General features: G+C 28.4%; 16 protein-coding genes. 13 read left to right on the top strand and 3 right to left on the bottom strand.

All coding sequences use genetic code 11. From position 1 onward, the window contains the following. Positions 1–13 precede the first annotated feature (13 nt). The 4 genes from ACAG39_07350 (at position 14) to ACAG39_07335 (ending at position 6,525) form a co-directional block, all read left to right on the top strand. Positions 14–2,113: a methyl-accepting chemotaxis protein gene (locus tag ACAG39_07350; GenBank protein MEZ0537057.1), complete on the top strand. Its 2,100-nt coding sequence runs from the start codon at positions 14–16 to the stop codon at positions 2,111–2,113. Positions 2,114–2,219: 106 nt separating this feature from the next. Next, positions 2,220–4,757, top strand: a complete 2,538-nt coding sequence (locus ACAG39_07345) for a helix-turn-helix domain-containing protein (GenBank protein ID MEZ0537056.1) — start codon at positions 2,220–2,222, stop codon at positions 4,755–4,757. A 31-nt stretch (positions 4,758–4,788) separates the two neighbouring features. After that, complete coding sequence (locus tag ACAG39_07340; protein MEZ0537055.1) at positions 4,789–5,607, top strand: MBL fold metallo-hydrolase; 819 nt, start codon at positions 4,789–4,791, stop codon at positions 5,605–5,607. Between the two features lie 45 nt (positions 5,608–5,652). Beyond that, the gene (locus ACAG39_07335; GenBank protein MEZ0537054.1) at positions 5,653–6,525 is read left to right on the top strand and encodes an alpha-L-rhamnosidase C-terminal domain-containing protein; all 873 of its coding nucleotides are present in this window, start codon (positions 5,653–5,655) and stop codon (positions 6,523–6,525) included. A gap of 207 nt (positions 6,526–6,732) precedes the next feature. Here the strand turns inward: ACAG39_07335 and ACAG39_07330 are convergent, their stop codons facing one another. The 3 genes from ACAG39_07330 to ACAG39_07320 form a co-directional block, all read right to left on the bottom strand. Then, positions 6,733–7,143: a type II toxin-antitoxin system HicB family antitoxin gene (locus ACAG39_07330; protein ID MEZ0537053.1), complete on the bottom strand. Its 411-nt coding sequence runs from the start codon at positions 7,141–7,143 to the stop codon at positions 6,733–6,735. Between the two features lie 52 nt (positions 7,144–7,195). Further along, a complete protein-coding gene (locus ACAG39_07325) occupies positions 7,196–7,378 on the bottom strand; it encodes a type II toxin-antitoxin system HicA family toxin (protein ID MEZ0537052.1) in 183 nt (60 codons plus the stop codon). A 198-nt stretch (positions 7,379–7,576) separates the two neighbouring features. Then, a complete protein-coding gene (locus ACAG39_07320) occupies positions 7,577–7,726 on the bottom strand; it encodes a helix-turn-helix domain-containing protein (protein ID MEZ0537051.1) in 150 nt (49 codons plus the stop codon). A gap of 413 nt (positions 7,727–8,139) precedes the next feature. Here ACAG39_07320 and gtfA point away from each other — a divergent pair, with 413 nt between their 5' ends. The 9 genes from gtfA (at position 8,140) to ACAG39_07275 (ending at position 15,947) form a co-directional block, all read left to right on the top strand. After that, the gene (gene gtfA / locus ACAG39_07315; protein MEZ0537050.1) at positions 8,140–9,609 is read left to right on the top strand and encodes a sucrose phosphorylase; all 1,470 of its coding nucleotides are present in this window, start codon (positions 8,140–8,142) and stop codon (positions 9,607–9,609) included. A gap of 641 nt (positions 9,610–10,250) precedes the next feature. Then, entirely contained in the window at positions 10,251–10,541 is a 291-nt protein-coding gene (locus ACAG39_07310; protein MEZ0537049.1) for a type II toxin-antitoxin system prevent-host-death family antitoxin, read from the top strand. Next, positions 10,519–10,836 (top strand): type II toxin-antitoxin system RelE/ParE family toxin, encoded by a 318-nt coding sequence (locus ACAG39_07305; GenBank protein ID MEZ0537048.1) that lies wholly within the window; start codon positions 10,519–10,521, stop codon positions 10,834–10,836. The genes ACAG39_07310 and ACAG39_07305 overlap by 23 nt, the downstream gene beginning before the upstream one ends. A gap of 315 nt (positions 10,837–11,151) precedes the next feature. Beyond that, positions 11,152–11,439, top strand: a complete 288-nt coding sequence (locus ACAG39_07300) for a type II toxin-antitoxin system Phd/YefM family antitoxin (protein MEZ0537047.1) — start codon at positions 11,152–11,154, stop codon at positions 11,437–11,439. After that, complete coding sequence (locus ACAG39_07295) at positions 11,429–11,737, top strand: type II toxin-antitoxin system RelE/ParE family toxin (protein ID MEZ0537046.1); 309 nt, start codon at positions 11,429–11,431, stop codon at positions 11,735–11,737. The genes ACAG39_07300 and ACAG39_07295 overlap by 11 nt, the downstream gene beginning before the upstream one ends. Before the next feature lie 423 nt (positions 11,738–12,160). Beyond that, positions 12,161–13,708, top strand: coding sequence for a hypothetical protein (locus tag ACAG39_07290; protein MEZ0537045.1), 1,548 nt, complete (start codon positions 12,161–12,163; stop codon positions 13,706–13,708). A 205-nt stretch (positions 13,709–13,913) separates the two neighbouring features. Beyond that, positions 13,914–14,840: a DNA adenine methylase gene (locus ACAG39_07285; protein MEZ0537044.1), complete on the top strand. Its 927-nt coding sequence runs from the start codon at positions 13,914–13,916 to the stop codon at positions 14,838–14,840. A 10-nt stretch (positions 14,841–14,850) separates the two neighbouring features. Further along, entirely contained in the window at positions 14,851–14,994 is a 144-nt protein-coding gene (locus ACAG39_07280; protein ID MEZ0537043.1) for a DpnII family type II restriction endonuclease, read from the top strand. Between the two features lie 167 nt (positions 14,995–15,161). After that, positions 15,162–15,947, top strand: a complete 786-nt coding sequence (locus tag ACAG39_07275; protein MEZ0537042.1) for an alpha/beta hydrolase — start codon at positions 15,162–15,164, stop codon at positions 15,945–15,947. The last annotated feature ends 56 nt before the right edge of the window (positions 15,948–16,003 follow it).

Below are 16,003 nucleotides of genomic sequence, written 5' to 3'. Positions count from 1 at the left end.
GGTGGGGATTTATTTGGATAATAAGATTAAACTTTTTGTTTTTTTAAAAGATATCAAGAAAAGTAAACTCACAAGAAAATTTGTAATATTTATTATAGCACTTATTCTAATACCAATAATAATTATTGATGCAGTTGCAGTTACAATGTCATATAATTCTCTTGTTAATAAAACAAAGGATAGTATATTTTCAGCAGTCAAATCATCAGCAGATTATTACGATTCAAGTTTAAAGTTTACACAAGATATGTCACTTCAGATAGTAACAAATGATATGTTTATTAAATATTATTCTTCAAATCTTATCAATACAGAAGAAGAAAGAGAAAACGCACAAAAAAATGTTCAAAAATTAGTTAGTAATGTACAAGTCATAAATAAATTCTGTTCTGGTGTTTATATTTTGACAGACGACCAAACTTCTATATTATACCCTAATGATTTTACATATGCACTTGATTTTACAAAAATAAAGAATTCAAAATGGTATAAAGAAATAATAGAAAAAGAGGGAGAACCTTTATGGGTAGACAAGCATTATGATAATTTTGATAGTGTTTTAAAAGAAAATAATATGGAACTATCTTCTTATGCATCTTCATTAGGTAGATCATTTAATGATAATTCTACAAATGCAGTAAAAGGTGTTTTATTAATAGATATTAGCGAAGAAGCTTTAAAAGAATCATTAAATAGAAATAAACTATCAAAAAACGGATATGTAGCAATTATAACTCCAAGTGGAAAGATAATAACTCCAAGTGATATGAAAAATAGAATAATGCTTGGAAAAGATATATTATCAAGAATTAATAATAAAATAAAGAACAAAAAAGGAGAAGGAACATTTAACTATAATATTAGTAATAATAATATCTTAATAAATTATACTATATCAAATCAAAGTGGTTGGAAGTATATTGGTGTTGTACCTCTTTCGGACATAGTATCATCAGCAAAATGGCTTATGCTAATAATAATATTAGTAACATTAGTATTTACATTATTAGCTCTAATTATAGGTATATATTTCGTTATAAATATTACAAATGATATAAAGACAGTAACAAACGCTTTAAGTGTAGCAGCTTCAGGTAATTTAACAATGAAGATTGATGTAAAAAGAGATGATGAGATAGGAGAACTATCAAATAGTTATAACAAAATGGCTGTAAATATAAGAGAGTTAATCTTAAAAGGCAAAGAAATGATTAATAAGGCTAATTTTACAATTTCATCACTTGTTTCAATTTCAGATGAAAATACAAAGGCATCTAATGAAATTGCAAAAGCTATACAAAATATAGCTCAAGGTGCTGGTGAACAAGCCGATGATGCAAGTAAAATATTAGAAAATGTATCAAACTTTAGTCAAAGGATAAATTCGGTCGTAAAAGCATCAAGTGAAATGGATAAACTATCTAATAACATATCTAATATGTCAATTAACGGTATGCATGTAGTTGAGACATTAAACATTAAAACAGATGAAAATTATAAATTAACAACTAATCTAATAAATATTACAAAAATGCTTGGTGATCATACAAAATCAATAGGGAAAATAATACAGTTATTAAGTAGCATATCAGAACAGACAAAACTTTTAGCATTAAATGCATCGATAGAAGCAGCAAAAGCTGGTGATTATGGACGAGGCTTTGCAGTTGTGGCAACAGAAATAAGAAAATTAGCTGATCAATCAAAAAACTCAACAAAAGATATAGAGGATTTATTGAAAAAAATTATAAATCAGACAAAAGAAGCAGAAATAGCAGCATCAAATGTTGAAACAATAATAAATGACCAGACAAAATCAGTATTAAATGTATCTGAATCATTTAATACAATTTCAAAATCAATAATTGATTTATCAAATAAAATAGCAGAAATATATAAAGATATTAAAGCAATTGATAATGACAAAGATATGATAACAAAAGGAATTGAAAGTATCTCATCAATTTCAGAAGAAACAGCAGCCTCAACACAGGAGGTTGCAGCCTCAACGCAAGAGCAGTTAGCAGCAATTGAGGAATTAAGTAGTATTGCTGAGAGTTTACAAGTTCTTTCTAAAGAACTTGAGAGTGCTATGGAGGTATTTAAGGTATAACCAAAAAAAGTATCTCATCTTTTTATAGATGAGATACTTTTTTATTAGCTCTTTTTATTATACAATTTAAATATATCTTCTCCAAAAAAGTATGGAGGTAATTATAGTGTTTATACCAAATTTAATGAATAAATCTAAAACAGATAGTGATTATAAAGTAAACTATATATATGAAACTATTGAATTTAGCAATAACCTTCCAATGAGAATGTTTGTACATAGCGTTAATTATGTCCAAAACCATTGGCATGAAAGTATTGAGCTTTTATTTATCTTGTCTGGAACAGTAAACATAGTAGTTGATGGAAATAGATATGAACTCAAAGAAGAAGATATAATACTTATAAACTCAAATGAAATACATACAACAATTCTTTCTGGAGATAATAACCTTATTTTGGTATTACAAATTTCACCTGATTTTATTAAAGAGAATTGCTCTAACAGTGATAATATTATTTTTAATTGCAAATCATTTTTATACAACCAAGAAGAACAACACAATTTTAATATAATTAGAAAAATATTAGCAGAGATGATGTGGTTTAAAATTAAGGACCAAGAAGGGTATGAGCTTAAAGTCAAAAGCCTTTTACTAAATTTAGTATACATATTAATAAAATACTTTAAGGTTACCGAAAAGAGAATAAATAAGCAAGATAATAGTAAAAAATTTTTGGAAAGATTAACAAGAATTATAAACTATATTGATGAAAACTATAATAAGGATATTTCGCTTCAGGATATAGCTGATAAAGAGTATTTAACAATTCATTATCTATCCAAGTTTTTTAAAAAATATGTTGGTATAACAATTGGAGATTATATTAATAAAAAAAGGTTAGAACATGCAGTAAAAGATATTATTTTTACTGATTTACCTATTATTCAAATAGCTCTTAATAATGGATTCCCAAATGAAAAATCATTTTTAAATATATTTAAGGAATATTATAATATTACTCCAAGCCAATATAGAAAGAACTCACAAGGGTTTTTAAAATCGTCTATTACTGAAGGTAATAAGATTGCAAATTATTTTGAAGTGGATAATACAAATGTTTATAAGGCACTTTTTAAGTATTTAAACTTAACTGATAGCTCAATTGAGGATGATAAAGGAACTATTAAGATTACAAATGAGATAGATTTACAAAAACATCCCGAAAAGATATACCATAAATGGAAGACACTTCTTACAGTCGGAAAAGCAAAAGATATACTTTTTGCAGAAGTTCAAAGACAGTTACAAATAATTCAAAAAGAAATTGGCTTTAAGTATATAAGATTCCATGGAATTTTTGATGATGAAATGATGGTTTATAATGAAGACCAAAATAATAATCCAATATTTAATTTTTCATATATTGATAGAGTGATTGATTTTATATTAAGTATTGGATTAAAGCCTTTTATAGAGCTTGGATTTATGCCTTCAAAACTTGCAAAAACCAATAATACCATATTTTATAGAAAAAGTATAATTAGTATGCCATATGATATTAACAAATGGAATTTACTAATAAAGGAATTTATTAATCATTTAATTTTTATGTATGGGAAAAAAGAAATAGAAAAGTGGTATTTTGAAGTTTGGAACGAGGCTGATTTTACTAATTTATTTTGGTTTGATAAAGAGGAAGACTACTTTATATTATATAAAAATACCTATGATACATTAAAATCAATTTCAAAAGATTTAAAAGTAGGTGGGTCGTCTTTTGTAAGGATTGATGATGAAAATTTCACATGGGTCAGAGATTTTATTAAATATTGTTTGGAAAACTCTTGTAAACCTGATTTTATAACTTATCATTGTTATCCTCTTAGAACTGGTTACATAACAAAGACAGATATCTCTATGTCTCTTATTTCAGAGAATGAAAACTATTTATCTGATTTTATAAATAGGATTAATTTATTATTAAAAGAATATAACATGGAAAATATAGATAAATATATTACAGAATGGAATTCTACAACATGGCATAGAGATCTCACTAATGATACATGTTATAAAGCAGCCTTTATAACAAAAAATATTACTCAGAATATGGACAAAGTTGAGGGTTTAGGATATTGGACATTTACTGATTTTATAGAAGAAATTCATGTTCCAAAGGAAACATTTCATGGGGGGTTAGGTTTTTTTACTATTAATGGAATTAAAAAAGCAGGGTATTATGCTTATTGGCTATTAAATAAATTAGGTACCAAGGTAATAGATTCAGGTGAATATTATTATGTTACATCCAGTTGTAAAGGCTATCAGGTATTACTTTTCAATTATTGCCATTTTGATAAGCTATATTGTAATAGAGACCTTTCAAATATAAATATTCGGGAAAGGTATAATGTATTTAAAGATAACTTCTATAAAGAGATAAATTTATCACTAAAAGGTTTTAAAAGCGGAAAATACAATATTCGAAAGTATTATGTCAATCAAAATCATGGTAGTGCATTTGACACATGGATTAAAATGGGGGCTCCAGAGTATTTTACAAAAGAGGAAATCGAATATATAAATAATAAATCTCAACCACTAATAGTTACATTAATACAAGATATTGAACAAGAATATTTGATAACAGAAAAGATGTCTCCACATGAGGTTATCTTATATGAGTTTAACATTTTATGAAATTTATAAAAAATTGGAGGAATGATATTTTATGAGAAATTTTTTTGAAGTTTTTAATGTAGTTGAGAACATATATCATATTAAAGATAGGTTAAATGTTTTTGTTACACTAATTGTAGGGAAAGATGAGGCTATTCTATTAGATACTTCATACGGAATGGGTAATTTAAGAAGATTTATTGACGAATTTATTGACCTGCCTTATAAGGTTATAAATTCGCATGGGCATGTTGACCATGCATCAGGAAATTATCAATTTGATGAGGTTTTTATACATAAGGAAGACATTGAACTTTGTTTGGATCATACTTCAGAAGAAAAAAGGATGCAAAGACTCACTTTAGCTAAAGAAGAAGGAATTTCTATTGAACAGGACGAAAACGAATATTTAAAAGGTGGTCCTGGTAACCTAAAAGAAATAGATGAGGGAACAGTATTTAATTTAGGTGGTATAACTGTTGAAGTAATAGGAATGCCGGGACATACAAGAGGTTCGATAGGATTATTTATAAAAGAAAGGAAGCTATTATTAACAGGTGATGCAGCAAATCCATTTTTGTGGTTATTTGATAAATATGCAGCAAACTTAAGTGCGTATATTAACACTTTACGAAAGATTAAAGAATTAGACTTTAATTATTTCCTTACATCTCATAACCTAGACTTATTACCCAAAAGAAGGATTGATGATTTCTTAGAATGTGCTTTAAATATTGATATAAATAAATCAAAACCATTTGATCATCCATTTTTTAAAGAATATAATGCATATGTTTATAACCATGGAAACTTAGATTTTAATCATCCAAACTTTGCTTCAATAGTATTTTCACCTGAGAAGTTAAAATAAGGATAAATTATTAATATTATTAAACACCTCCTTTCAATAAACATCATGAATATAACATTCAAAAGTAGCTATTTAGTAGCGACAGCATTTTATGCATATTCTACTTGGATACTTTCAAATGCTGCAAAGGTATTAGGATATGAAAATGATTTTATAGAGTATTCTAAACTTTATAGAAATATTATTGAGGAATTTAGGAAAGAATTTGTTTCCCCTAATGGTAGACTTATTTCAAATACACAGACAGCATATATTTTGGCATTGATGTTTGATTTGTTAGAAGAAAAACATATTAAGAGAAATGTGGATGTACTAATAAAACTTTTAGAAGAAAATAAGTATTATCTAACAACTGGTTTTGTAGGCACTCCGTATCTTTGCCATGTATTAACTAAATATGGAAGAAATGATATAGCTCTAAAGTTATTACTACAAAAAGATTATCCTTCTTGGCTATATCAGGTTACAAAAGCTGCAACAACAATATGGGAGCATTGGGATGGTATTAAGGAGGATGGCAGCTTTTGGAGTGCTGACATGAATTCATTCAATCACTATGCATATGGTTCTATTGGCGAATGGATGTATAAGGTTATTGGGGGATTAGATTTAATTGAGCCGGGATATAAAAAGATTTTAATTGCCCCATATTTTGAATATTTTGATTATGTAAAATTAAGATATAAATCAATCTATGGAGATATTATTGTAGATTGGGACAGAGATGACAAAAAAATAACATTAAAAGTAAAAGTACCTGTAAATACACAAGCCGAGATTGTTTTAGAGGGCATAGTAAAAGATACATTAAAAGGTATTAAAAATGAAGGGGTATTAGATATTTCTAATGAAGATGACGTATATAAAATATTAGTAGGTTCTGGAAGTTTTGAATTTGAGTTTGAGAAACTAAAATGAAAAGCAGATTATCACTTATAAATTACTTTTTCTTTTACAAAAAACATTAAAGATAAATAATTGTAAATAAGGGGCTAAATCCTATATAAGTGGATAGCCCCTTGCTAATTAAATAGGGTTTTAGAATAGAAAAATTTTATTATTGGTAACAGGGTGTGTATATTATTTTGTGTATTTAAAGTACTTCTCTCTTTTGAAACGTCATTATTATTTTTGTATATCTTTTAAGTTGAGATGTTCAATTAAGGCATTTTGTAAAATCTGAGAAAAGTTAATATTATTATTTTCTGCAATAGTATTTAACCAAGCTGGTATAGTAAGTGTTTTTTTAACTGAACGATTATCATGTTTTTTGCGATACTCTATCATATCAATATCAATTAAAGTAACAAATTGCCCGGGCATTGTTTGTATTTGCTCAGGCTTAGAGGGAATTGGTATTGGTACTTTATCTTCTTCAAGAGAGTAAATATAAAGGCCTAAAGCGTCTCTGGCCATTTCTATCGCTTCTTCAAGGCTGTCTCCTTCTGTATTACACCCTAAAAGGTCAGGGAATGATACAGAGTAACCACCTACATCTTCTGTTTGAAATATTGCTGGATAAACATACTTAGCCATTTTAATACCTCCACTTCTATATATTATTTAAAATACCCTCATATTAGGGTTTTTATTTTAACCCTGTTTGTTTGAGGATACTGTTTAGAATTCCCGGTTTTAGATCTTTATTGTGGTAGGGGATTACAGGCCTTCCAGGTTTGCTTGGATGTTTTAGAATGTAATGAGAACCTTGTATTCTATCTATGTTCCATCCTTCAGCTTTCAGTATCTTTATTAACTCCTTTGGTTTCATATCATCCCTTCATAATAATTATATATTAACACGTACTAATACGTATGTAAATAAGTTTTAATAAAAATTCCGAGAAAAATTTTAAGGTTCTAAATTGCAATGTTAAATGCAACACTTTTTTAAAAGTAACTGGAAATTACAAATTAATTAGAACAGCAACTGTGTATGATATTATATGACAATATATTCCAGATTCCCTTAAGAGAAACTGAAATATATTGTCATAAATCTTTTTGCTATTTCTCTTATGCTTAGTCCTACTTCTATTAGCTTTTCTATCGTTCCTCGTTCAGCTTCACTTAGATGTTTAAACTTTCTTCTTCTTGTGGTATTATTATTATGAGCCATAGTTCACCCTCCTGTGCATGTTTTTGTCTTAACAACTAATATCATACACAGTTGGTGGCTATGGCTTCAATATTTTTTTACCCTGTTGCATTTAATTTTACAACTAACATTCTTGAAAATAATGCTTGTAAAATAAATACTAAATTATTCTATAAAAAGTTAATAATTACTTTAAACTAAATAAATTAATTTCTATAAAAATAAACAAAGTAGTAAGATTATTATATTATGATATAATGAAAGTGATATATTTAGGAAAATGTAACTAAACAGCATTACGTAGAGATTATTGAATAAATAATTATATTGGATATATTGAATTTTTATAAATATATATTAATGATAATATGTAAAATAATAGCATACCTACATATCAAATAAAGTTCCAGCTTTAGAAAAGGAGGATTTTATATATGGCAGTTAAGAATAAAGTACAGCTTATCACTTATCCTGACTCTTTAGGAGGGGACTTAAAGCAACTTAACAGAATACTTAATAAATATTTTTTAGATGTATTCAAAGGTGGGGTTCACATTTTACCACCATATCCGTCATCTGGGGACAGAGGATTTGCTCCATTGACCTATTTTGAAATAGAACCATCATTTGGTACATGGGATGATATAAGTAGTATTGGAGAGAGGTTTGACATACTACTTGATTTAATGGTAAATCACATTTCAAAGCAGTCAGAATACTTTCAGGATTTCTTAAAAAAAGGTAGAAAATCTGAATATGCAGATATGTTTATTACATTGGACAAAATCTGGAAAGATGGAAATCCTGTTCAAGATGATATAAACAAAATTTTCTTAAGAAGACCGCGTCCATATTCAATATTTAAGATAGAGGAAACAGGTGAAGAAGAAAAGGTTTGGACTACATTTGGTAAACAAGACCCTTCAGAACAAATTGACCTGGATGTGAAATCTGAAAAAGTAAAACAGCTTTTCAAAGATATATTCGAGAATTTTAGCAAAAATAATGTCAAGATAGTAAGACTTGATGCAGTAGGATACGTAATTAAAAAGCTTGGAACAAGTTGCTTTTTTGTAGAGCCAGAAATATATGAATTCCTTAATTGGATTAAGAAAATGGCAGACTCATATGGGATTGAGCTTCTGCCTGAGGTTCATTCACATTATTCAATACAATATAAATTAGCTGAACATGGCTTTTGGATTTATGATTTTATATTACCTTATACTGTTTTATATACAATGTTGAACAAAACTAATGAAAAACTATACCAATACCTAAAAAACCGCCCCGCAAAACAATTTACTATGCTTGATTGCCATGATGGCATTCCTATAAAACCTGATACAGATGGTTTAATTGATACTAAAGAAGCAAGAGAAGTAGTTGATATTTGTGTAAAAAGAGGTGCAAACCTTAGCTTAATATTATCAGATGAACATAAATCAGAAGATGGGTTTGATGTTCATCAAATCAGGTGTTCATATTATTCTATCCTTGACTGTGATGACAATGCATATTTGGCAGCAAGAGCCATACAATTTTTCACACCAGGGATACCACAGGTGTATTATGTAGGATTATTAGCAGGAGAGAATGATTTTGAGGCTGTAAAAAGGACAGGTGAGGGTAGGGAAATTAACCGTCATAATTTTAGTGTAGAAGAGGTTGAACAATCATTAAAAAAGGATGTTGTTCAAAGACTAATAAAACTAATTAAATTCAGGAATGAATATGAAGCCTTTGATGGAGAATTTGTAATTGAGGATTGTCCTAAAGATGAAATTAGGCTTTCTTGGCATAAAGACAATAAATTCTGCCGACTAATTATAGACCTAAAAACAAATAAGACAGTTATAAGATATATCAATGATAATAGCAAAGAAGAAGAGTATTTAGTGTAATTAAAAAAGTTGTTAATGATAGCTTTCAAAATATAATTTTTAGAAAAGAACATGAGAATTCAATTACTCATAGAAAACGGTTTGACAGGAGATATATAAATAATTTGTAAAAATATTACTCATATATTGTTATTAAAATAATTTTACCTTATTGAACCAGATTTTGAATTGCAGTTTGAATATTTTATATTATCATATATGAGCCACTGTGGAGAGAGATTTATTAATTGAAACAGAGCTAACTCAAAAATAAAAGTAAGATTACCTGTTGGTGTAAAGGCAAAGCTAAAATTGGGTGAGAGGGAAACAATACTAAGATCAGGGGGATATGAAATTGAAACATAAAAAATAAGTATTTAATTTCTTTGTACTATAAGTGGAGCAGATATTAAATTAATTGATTGCTTGTAATAGTTAGGGTAAGCAATTTTTCAGAAATGCTTACCTTTATTTACTTTTAAGTTATATTTTGGACTAATAGATGTAGTGATTTATATTTAGCAAAGCAATTTTCATATTTCTTAATCATTATTATAATTAACTTGAGTCTTAAATGAACACAATTGGAAGAAGAATTGATTGATATCATAGCATGAAATGAGTATAATATAATTAAAATGTTGCTACAAGGGGCTGATATTATGCTGATTAAACCGTCCGCAAGCATCAGGCAAAACTACAATGAAATTGCGGTTTTGTGCAAGTCTACCGGAGAACCTGTTTTTCTTACAAAAAACGGCGAAGGAGATCTTGTCGTCATGGATATAGAAGCGTTTACCCGCCGCGAAAAAATGTTGAAGCTACGTGAAGAACTGTTAGCTGTTGAGGAAGACCGTCTGGCAGGGCGTGTTGGAGTTACGCCGGATGAACTGAGTAGCTATCTGGATAGTATTATTGATGAGGTGGAGCATGGAAAAGAAGGTTCAATATAAGGTGATTGTTTCCGATCGTGCCCGCCAAATGTTAGCAGGACATGTACAGTTTTTAGCAGAGAAAAGTCCTACTGCTGCTCGTAAAGTAAAAAACGATCTAATGGATGCTATTCAATCTCTTTCTATAATGCCTGAACAATTCCCATTTCTTACTGCAGAATTTATTCCACCTAATAAATATCATAAGATGTTAGTTGAAAAATATTATCTTGTATTATACCAGATCAGGGATCAGATAGTATATGTTGATTATATTGTGGATTGCAGGCAGGATTATTGGTGGCTGGTACGGTAAATTGTGTATTTAAATTAATTAACCTTCTTCTTAGTAAGAAAATTAGCCTGAAATTTATTTTTCTTTAATATATTATTACCAAAAAATTATTACCTTATGCATAAGATGTTTTAATTTATCCAATAATATTTAATATGGGGTAGTATTGTTTGCAAAGACTGCTAATATCATACACAATAGGTAGTTATGGCTTCAATATTTTCTTGCTCTGTTGAATTTTATTTTACAACAAACATAATAACTTTTATAGTTTTATTGATGTTTTAGCATAATTATGATAAAATTATGCTAAACTAATAAAGAGGTGATAATTGTATGCCACATATTAGACCAGTATCAGATTTAAGAAATAATTTTGCTGAAATATCAAGGATTGTCCATGAAACTCAAGAACCAGTATTTTTGACCAAGAATGGTTATGGTGATATGGTTGTTATGAGTATGGAAGCTTATGAACACAAACATTTTGAAAGTGAAATTTACTTTAAGCTGAAAGAAGCCGAGCTGGAAGCAAAATCAACCGATAAACGTTTTTCACATGAAGAAGTATTTAATGAATTAAGGGCAAGGCTTGCGAATAAGGTGGAATCTGATGAAGTATGAAATTAGATTCCTGCCTTTGGCAAGTGAAGATTTATCTAATATTGTGTATCATATTGCAGATGAGTTAAAAGAACCAAAGGCAGCAATGGATTTAATTAATGCATTGGATACTTCAATATCAAGGCTTGCACAGTTTCCATATTCATGTAGGATATATCAGCCTGAAAAACCTCTTGAAAATGAATATAGAATATTACCTGTCAGAAATTATTTAGTATTTTATGTAGTTAAAGAACAGGTTGTTGAAATTTATAGAGTTATATATGCTAAAATGGATTTAAGTAAAGTCATAAAATGATATTATTGACACTATAAATAATATAAACAATAAATGGAAATATTTTACTGTGAAATAACTTGACAAAATCAGATCAATTATTCTGATGAGCTATTAATATTTTATAATTTTCAATGATATCGAGATATAGCATTCTTATTTTTCTTGCCATAAATTATATAAAATATAATTAATATCACTTGATAATCTATACAGTGATAGTAAGGATACTACGCTGACTATTTCAAGACACATCTTATTTGTTTAGCTTTCGTTTATACCAATAGGCAAATTCATATAATAATTTAATAACATAATACTTATTGATACTTTGATAAAAAAGGAAAATTTAAAGACATAAACCAATAAATCAAACACTTACAACAATTCTTATATGATGATTTAAAATTGACAAATCACAAATATATATTGGGGGCATTTAATATGGATTTGAATGCAAAAATAAATTTTAAAAACGAAATAGGTTCATTTACTCACTTTTGGGAAATGGGTTTTGGATCAGAAAGACCATTTATGGTATTAAGAGAAGAGAATATTTTAGAGCATTATAAATTAGGAGTAGAGGAATTAGGCTTTAAGTATGTTCGTGCTCATGGTATTTTTCATGATGACATTAATGTTATTTTTGAAATTTTTGACTGGCAAAACAACAAAAAAGTAAATCTTTATAACTGGCGAACTATTGATGCTATATATGATAAGATACTTCAAATAGGGTTAAAACCATTTGTTGAACTAAGCTTTATGCCAAGACCATTAGCAAGTGGTGATAAAACAATATTTTATTGGAACGGAAACATTACTTTACCAAAAGACTTTGCTGAATGGTGTGATTTAGTGAATAATTTTATTAAGCATCTAATTGATAGATATGGTTTAGATGAAGTAAGACAATGGTATTTTGAGGTATGGAACGAACCTAATCTAACATGCTTTTTTGATGGAAGCCAAGAGGATTATTTCAAGTTGTATGATTATACTGCTATAACAATAAAAAAGATAGACAATCAATTAAAAGTAGGAGGTCCGTCAACAGCAAAGGGTGGTTGGATTGAAGCCTTTTTAAAACATTGCTTTGAAGAAGAAAATTATGCTACTAAAGAAATAGGAAGCCCTGTTGATTTTGTAAGTTATCACGGATATCCAACAGATGTTGCTTTTTATACAGGTGTTGAAAAGATAAACTTTGAGGAAATAGACTACTGGCAGCAGATGTCCAAGATGAATAAAGAAATTGTAAAAAAATATGAAGAAAAATATGGAAAGAAAATAGAGATTCATGTTACCGAATGGAATTCATCAGCAAATGTAAGGGATTTGAGGCATGAAGATTCAAACCAAGCAGCTTTTATTTGTAAATCAGTATTTGATGTTGAAAATAATGTAGACTCATTTTATTACTGGACTTTATCAGATATCTTTGAGGAAATGGGTTGGCCAGATAGTGAGTTTCATGGTGGATTTGGGCTTATAACAATAAATGGGGTAAAGAAACCTGCTTATAATGCATTTAAGATGCTTAGAATGTTAGGGAATAAAAGGATTGATGCAAGTATAAAAGATAAACCCGAAAATATTGGAATAGTAGCAACGAAAGAAGAAAACAAATATCAGATACTTCTATGGAACTACATACCTCCTATAAGTGGAATGGAGGAATACGATAAGCTTTATGATATGGATAAAGCAATTAACTGCAAATTCTCAATTGAAATTGATGGCCTTGAAAATTCGAAGTATACATTAAAGAAATATTTGATAGATGATTACCACAGCAACAGCTTCACAAAATGGAATGAATTAGGAAAACCTAAGGCACCAACACAAGAACAGTTAGATATTCTAAAACAGAGCATGGATTTAGATTTAGTATCATTGAACAAAGGGCTTTTTGTGAACGAAAACAAACTAAACCTTGAATTTGAGCTTAATCCAGCAAGTGTAGTGTTTATTGAATTAGAGAAGAAATAAAAATTTTTATTAGATAGGGTAGGTGTTTTATATTAATACCTGCCCTATATTATATTTTAGTATACTTTGGGTATGCAAATAAAATATCTATAATAAACATATTAATTTAGTTAAATATTATCACTAAATTGTTTATGATATAATTTTATTATTACAACAAGTAGGGATGTGATTAGTAGTGCAGTGCTTTGATTTTATAGAAATAATGGATAACTCATTTAGCAATGCTAAGCCTTTTGTTAAATGGGCGGGTGGGAAGACACAAATATTAGATGAATTATCTAAAAGAATACCATATGAATTTATTCAAAAAGGAGAAATTGAAAGATATATTGAACCTTTTGTTGGAGGGGGAGCATTTTTTTTCTTTCTAAAAAGAAACTTCAAAGTTAATGAATCAATCATTATAGATAAAAACAAAGAATTAATAATTACCTATAAAGTTATCCAGAGAAATGTAATTGAATTGATCAATGAGTTAAAATTGCTTGAGGAAGACTATTTAAATTTATCATCAGAAGAAAGAAAAGAATTCTATTATTCTATTAGAGAAGAGTACAACAAGCAAAAAGATAACTTTGATTATTTAAATTTTAACCTAACATGGATAAAAAGAGCAGCATACCTAATTTTTTTAAATAGAACATGTTTTAACGGACTTTTTCGCTTAAATAAAAAAGGTGAATTTAATGTACCATTTGGTAAATATGATAATCCTACTATTTGCGATGCTGAAAATTTGATAGAGGTTAATAAGGCTTTAGAAAATACAGAAATAATTTTTGGCGATTTTACTGAAAGTAAAATATATGTTAAAGAAAAAACCTTGATTTATCTTGATCCACCATACCGACCTTTGAATAATACTTCAAACTTCACAAACTATAATGAAGAAAAATTTGATGATGATGACCAGAAAAAACTTTCAGAGTATTTTAAAGAAATGGATAAAAAAGGTGCATATATAATTTTGAGCAATTCAGATCCCAAAAATGTAGATCAAGATGATAATTTTTTTGATGAACTTTATAATGGGTTTTTTATTGAAAGGATAAAAGCCAAAAGAAACATTAACAGCAATGGGAATAAGAGAGGAGATATTAATGAATTGATAATAAGAAATTTTAGTTAGGGAGGATATCATGAAGGAATTTTATTTGGAGAAATTGCAAAAGACCAATTTTGAAAATGTAATAGAAGAATTTCATAAAACCCTTATAGATACTAACAGAAGTTTAGATTTTTTTGTTGATTGGAAAAAAGTAAAAAAGAATGTCGAAAAATAGAAGTGAAATATTTATCAGTAAATCTTTTAATGAACAAAAAACAACGTTGAATAAATTAAAAAAAGCAAAGATTTATACTTTCCAAAGTTGTAAAAATATTATAGACTACATATAATACATTTCTTATTATTTGATTTCTCTATAAATTTAAAAAAGGGGTGTTATTTATGGCATTTATTGAATGTTCATTTTTATCAGAAAGTCTTATGATGCATACTCAGATTACTGTATTTGTTCCAACAAAAACATTTGGAGATATATATGGAGGAAATCAAAACTATTATAACAGAGAGAAAAAACTAAAAACACTATATTTACTCCATGGTGCTTCAGATGACCATACAATGTGGATGAGAAGAACAAACATTGAAAGATATGCTGAAGAAAAAAATATAGCAGTTGTAATGCCTTCAGCAGCACTGAGTTTTTACACAGATATGGCATATGGACAGAAGTATTTCACATACATAAGTGAAGAGCTACCTCAAGTTGTAAGATACTTATTCCCACTTTCAGACAAAAGAGAGGATAACTTTATTGCAGGGCTTTCAATGGGAGGATATGGGGCTTTTAAAATAGCATTAAGAAAACCAGAAAGCTTTTGTGCAGCAGGTAGCTTTTCAGGTGCTGTTAATCTTGCAGAAGAGGTTGTAAACAGAGGTTCTATACCATTTGAGGCTGTATTTGGAGACTTAACAAAAGTAAAAGGTAGCGAAAATGACCTATGCTATTTATTACAAAAGCTAAAAGAAAATAACGCTGAGATACCTAAGCTATATCAATCATGTGGTACAGAGGATTTCCTCTATGAAGGAAATGTTAAGTTTAAGAACTTTGCTAAAGAATTAGGCGTTGATATTACTTACATTGAAGAACCAGGAACACATGAATGGGGATTTTGGGATAGACACATTAAAAAGTTCCTTGATTGGATTTTTGAACAAAGTAAATAAAGTGATTTTAGGAGGTCATCTTATCAAAAAGTGGCCTCCTTTTTAAATTTAAGGAT

The organism is Caldicellulosiruptoraceae bacterium PP1, assembly GCA_041320695.1.
In the GTDB taxonomy this organism is placed as follows: Bacteria; Bacillota; Thermoanaerobacteria; order Caldicellulosiruptorales; family Caldicellulosiruptoraceae; genus JBGGOQ01.
Note: the sequence above shows the minus strand (reverse complement) of the source record. Positions and strands in the feature narration are given on the sequence as shown.

Excerpts from the sequence above, each read along its gene's own strand:
- ACAG39_07310 (MEZ0537049.1), top strand. The coding sequence starts at position 10,251 with ATGCTGATTAAACCGTCCGCAAGCATCAGGCAAAACTACAATGAAATT.
- ACAG39_07295 (MEZ0537046.1), top strand. The coding sequence starts at position 11,429 with ATGAAGTATGAAATTAGATTCCTGCCTTTGGCAAGTGAAGATTTATCT.
- ACAG39_07280 (MEZ0537043.1), top strand. The coding sequence starts at position 14,851 with ATGAAGGAATTTTATTTGGAGAAATTGCAAAAGACCAATTTTGAAAAT.
- ACAG39_07305 (MEZ0537048.1), top strand. The coding sequence starts at position 10,519 with ATGGAAAAGAAGGTTCAATATAAGGTGATTGTTTCCGATCGTGCCCGC.
- ACAG39_07285 (MEZ0537044.1), top strand. The coding sequence starts at position 13,914 with ATGGATAACTCATTTAGCAATGCTAAGCCTTTTGTTAAATGGGCGGGT.
- ACAG39_07290 (MEZ0537045.1), top strand. The coding sequence starts at position 12,161 with ATGGATTTGAATGCAAAAATAAATTTTAAAAACGAAATAGGTTCATTT.
- ACAG39_07335 (MEZ0537054.1), top strand. The coding sequence starts at position 5,653 with ATGAATATAACATTCAAAAGTAGCTATTTAGTAGCGACAGCATTTTAT.
- ACAG39_07340 (MEZ0537055.1), top strand. The coding sequence starts at position 4,789 with ATGAGAAATTTTTTTGAAGTTTTTAATGTAGTTGAGAACATATATCAT.
- ACAG39_07300 (MEZ0537047.1), top strand. The coding sequence starts at position 11,152 with ATGCCACATATTAGACCAGTATCAGATTTAAGAAATAATTTTGCTGAA.
- ACAG39_07325 (MEZ0537052.1), bottom strand. The coding sequence starts at position 7,378 with ATGAAACCAAAGGAGTTAATAAAGATACTGAAAGCTGAAGGATGGAAC.
- ACAG39_07320 (MEZ0537051.1), bottom strand. The coding sequence starts at position 7,726 with ATGGCTCATAATAATAATACCACAAGAAGAAGAAAGTTTAAACATCTA.
- ACAG39_07275 (MEZ0537042.1), top strand. The coding sequence starts at position 15,162 with ATGGCATTTATTGAATGTTCATTTTTATCAGAAAGTCTTATGATGCAT.
- gtfA (MEZ0537050.1), top strand. The coding sequence starts at position 8,140 with ATGGCAGTTAAGAATAAAGTACAGCTTATCACTTATCCTGACTCTTTA.
- ACAG39_07330 (MEZ0537053.1), bottom strand. The coding sequence starts at position 7,143 with ATGGCTAAGTATGTTTATCCAGCAATATTTCAAACAGAAGATGTAGGT.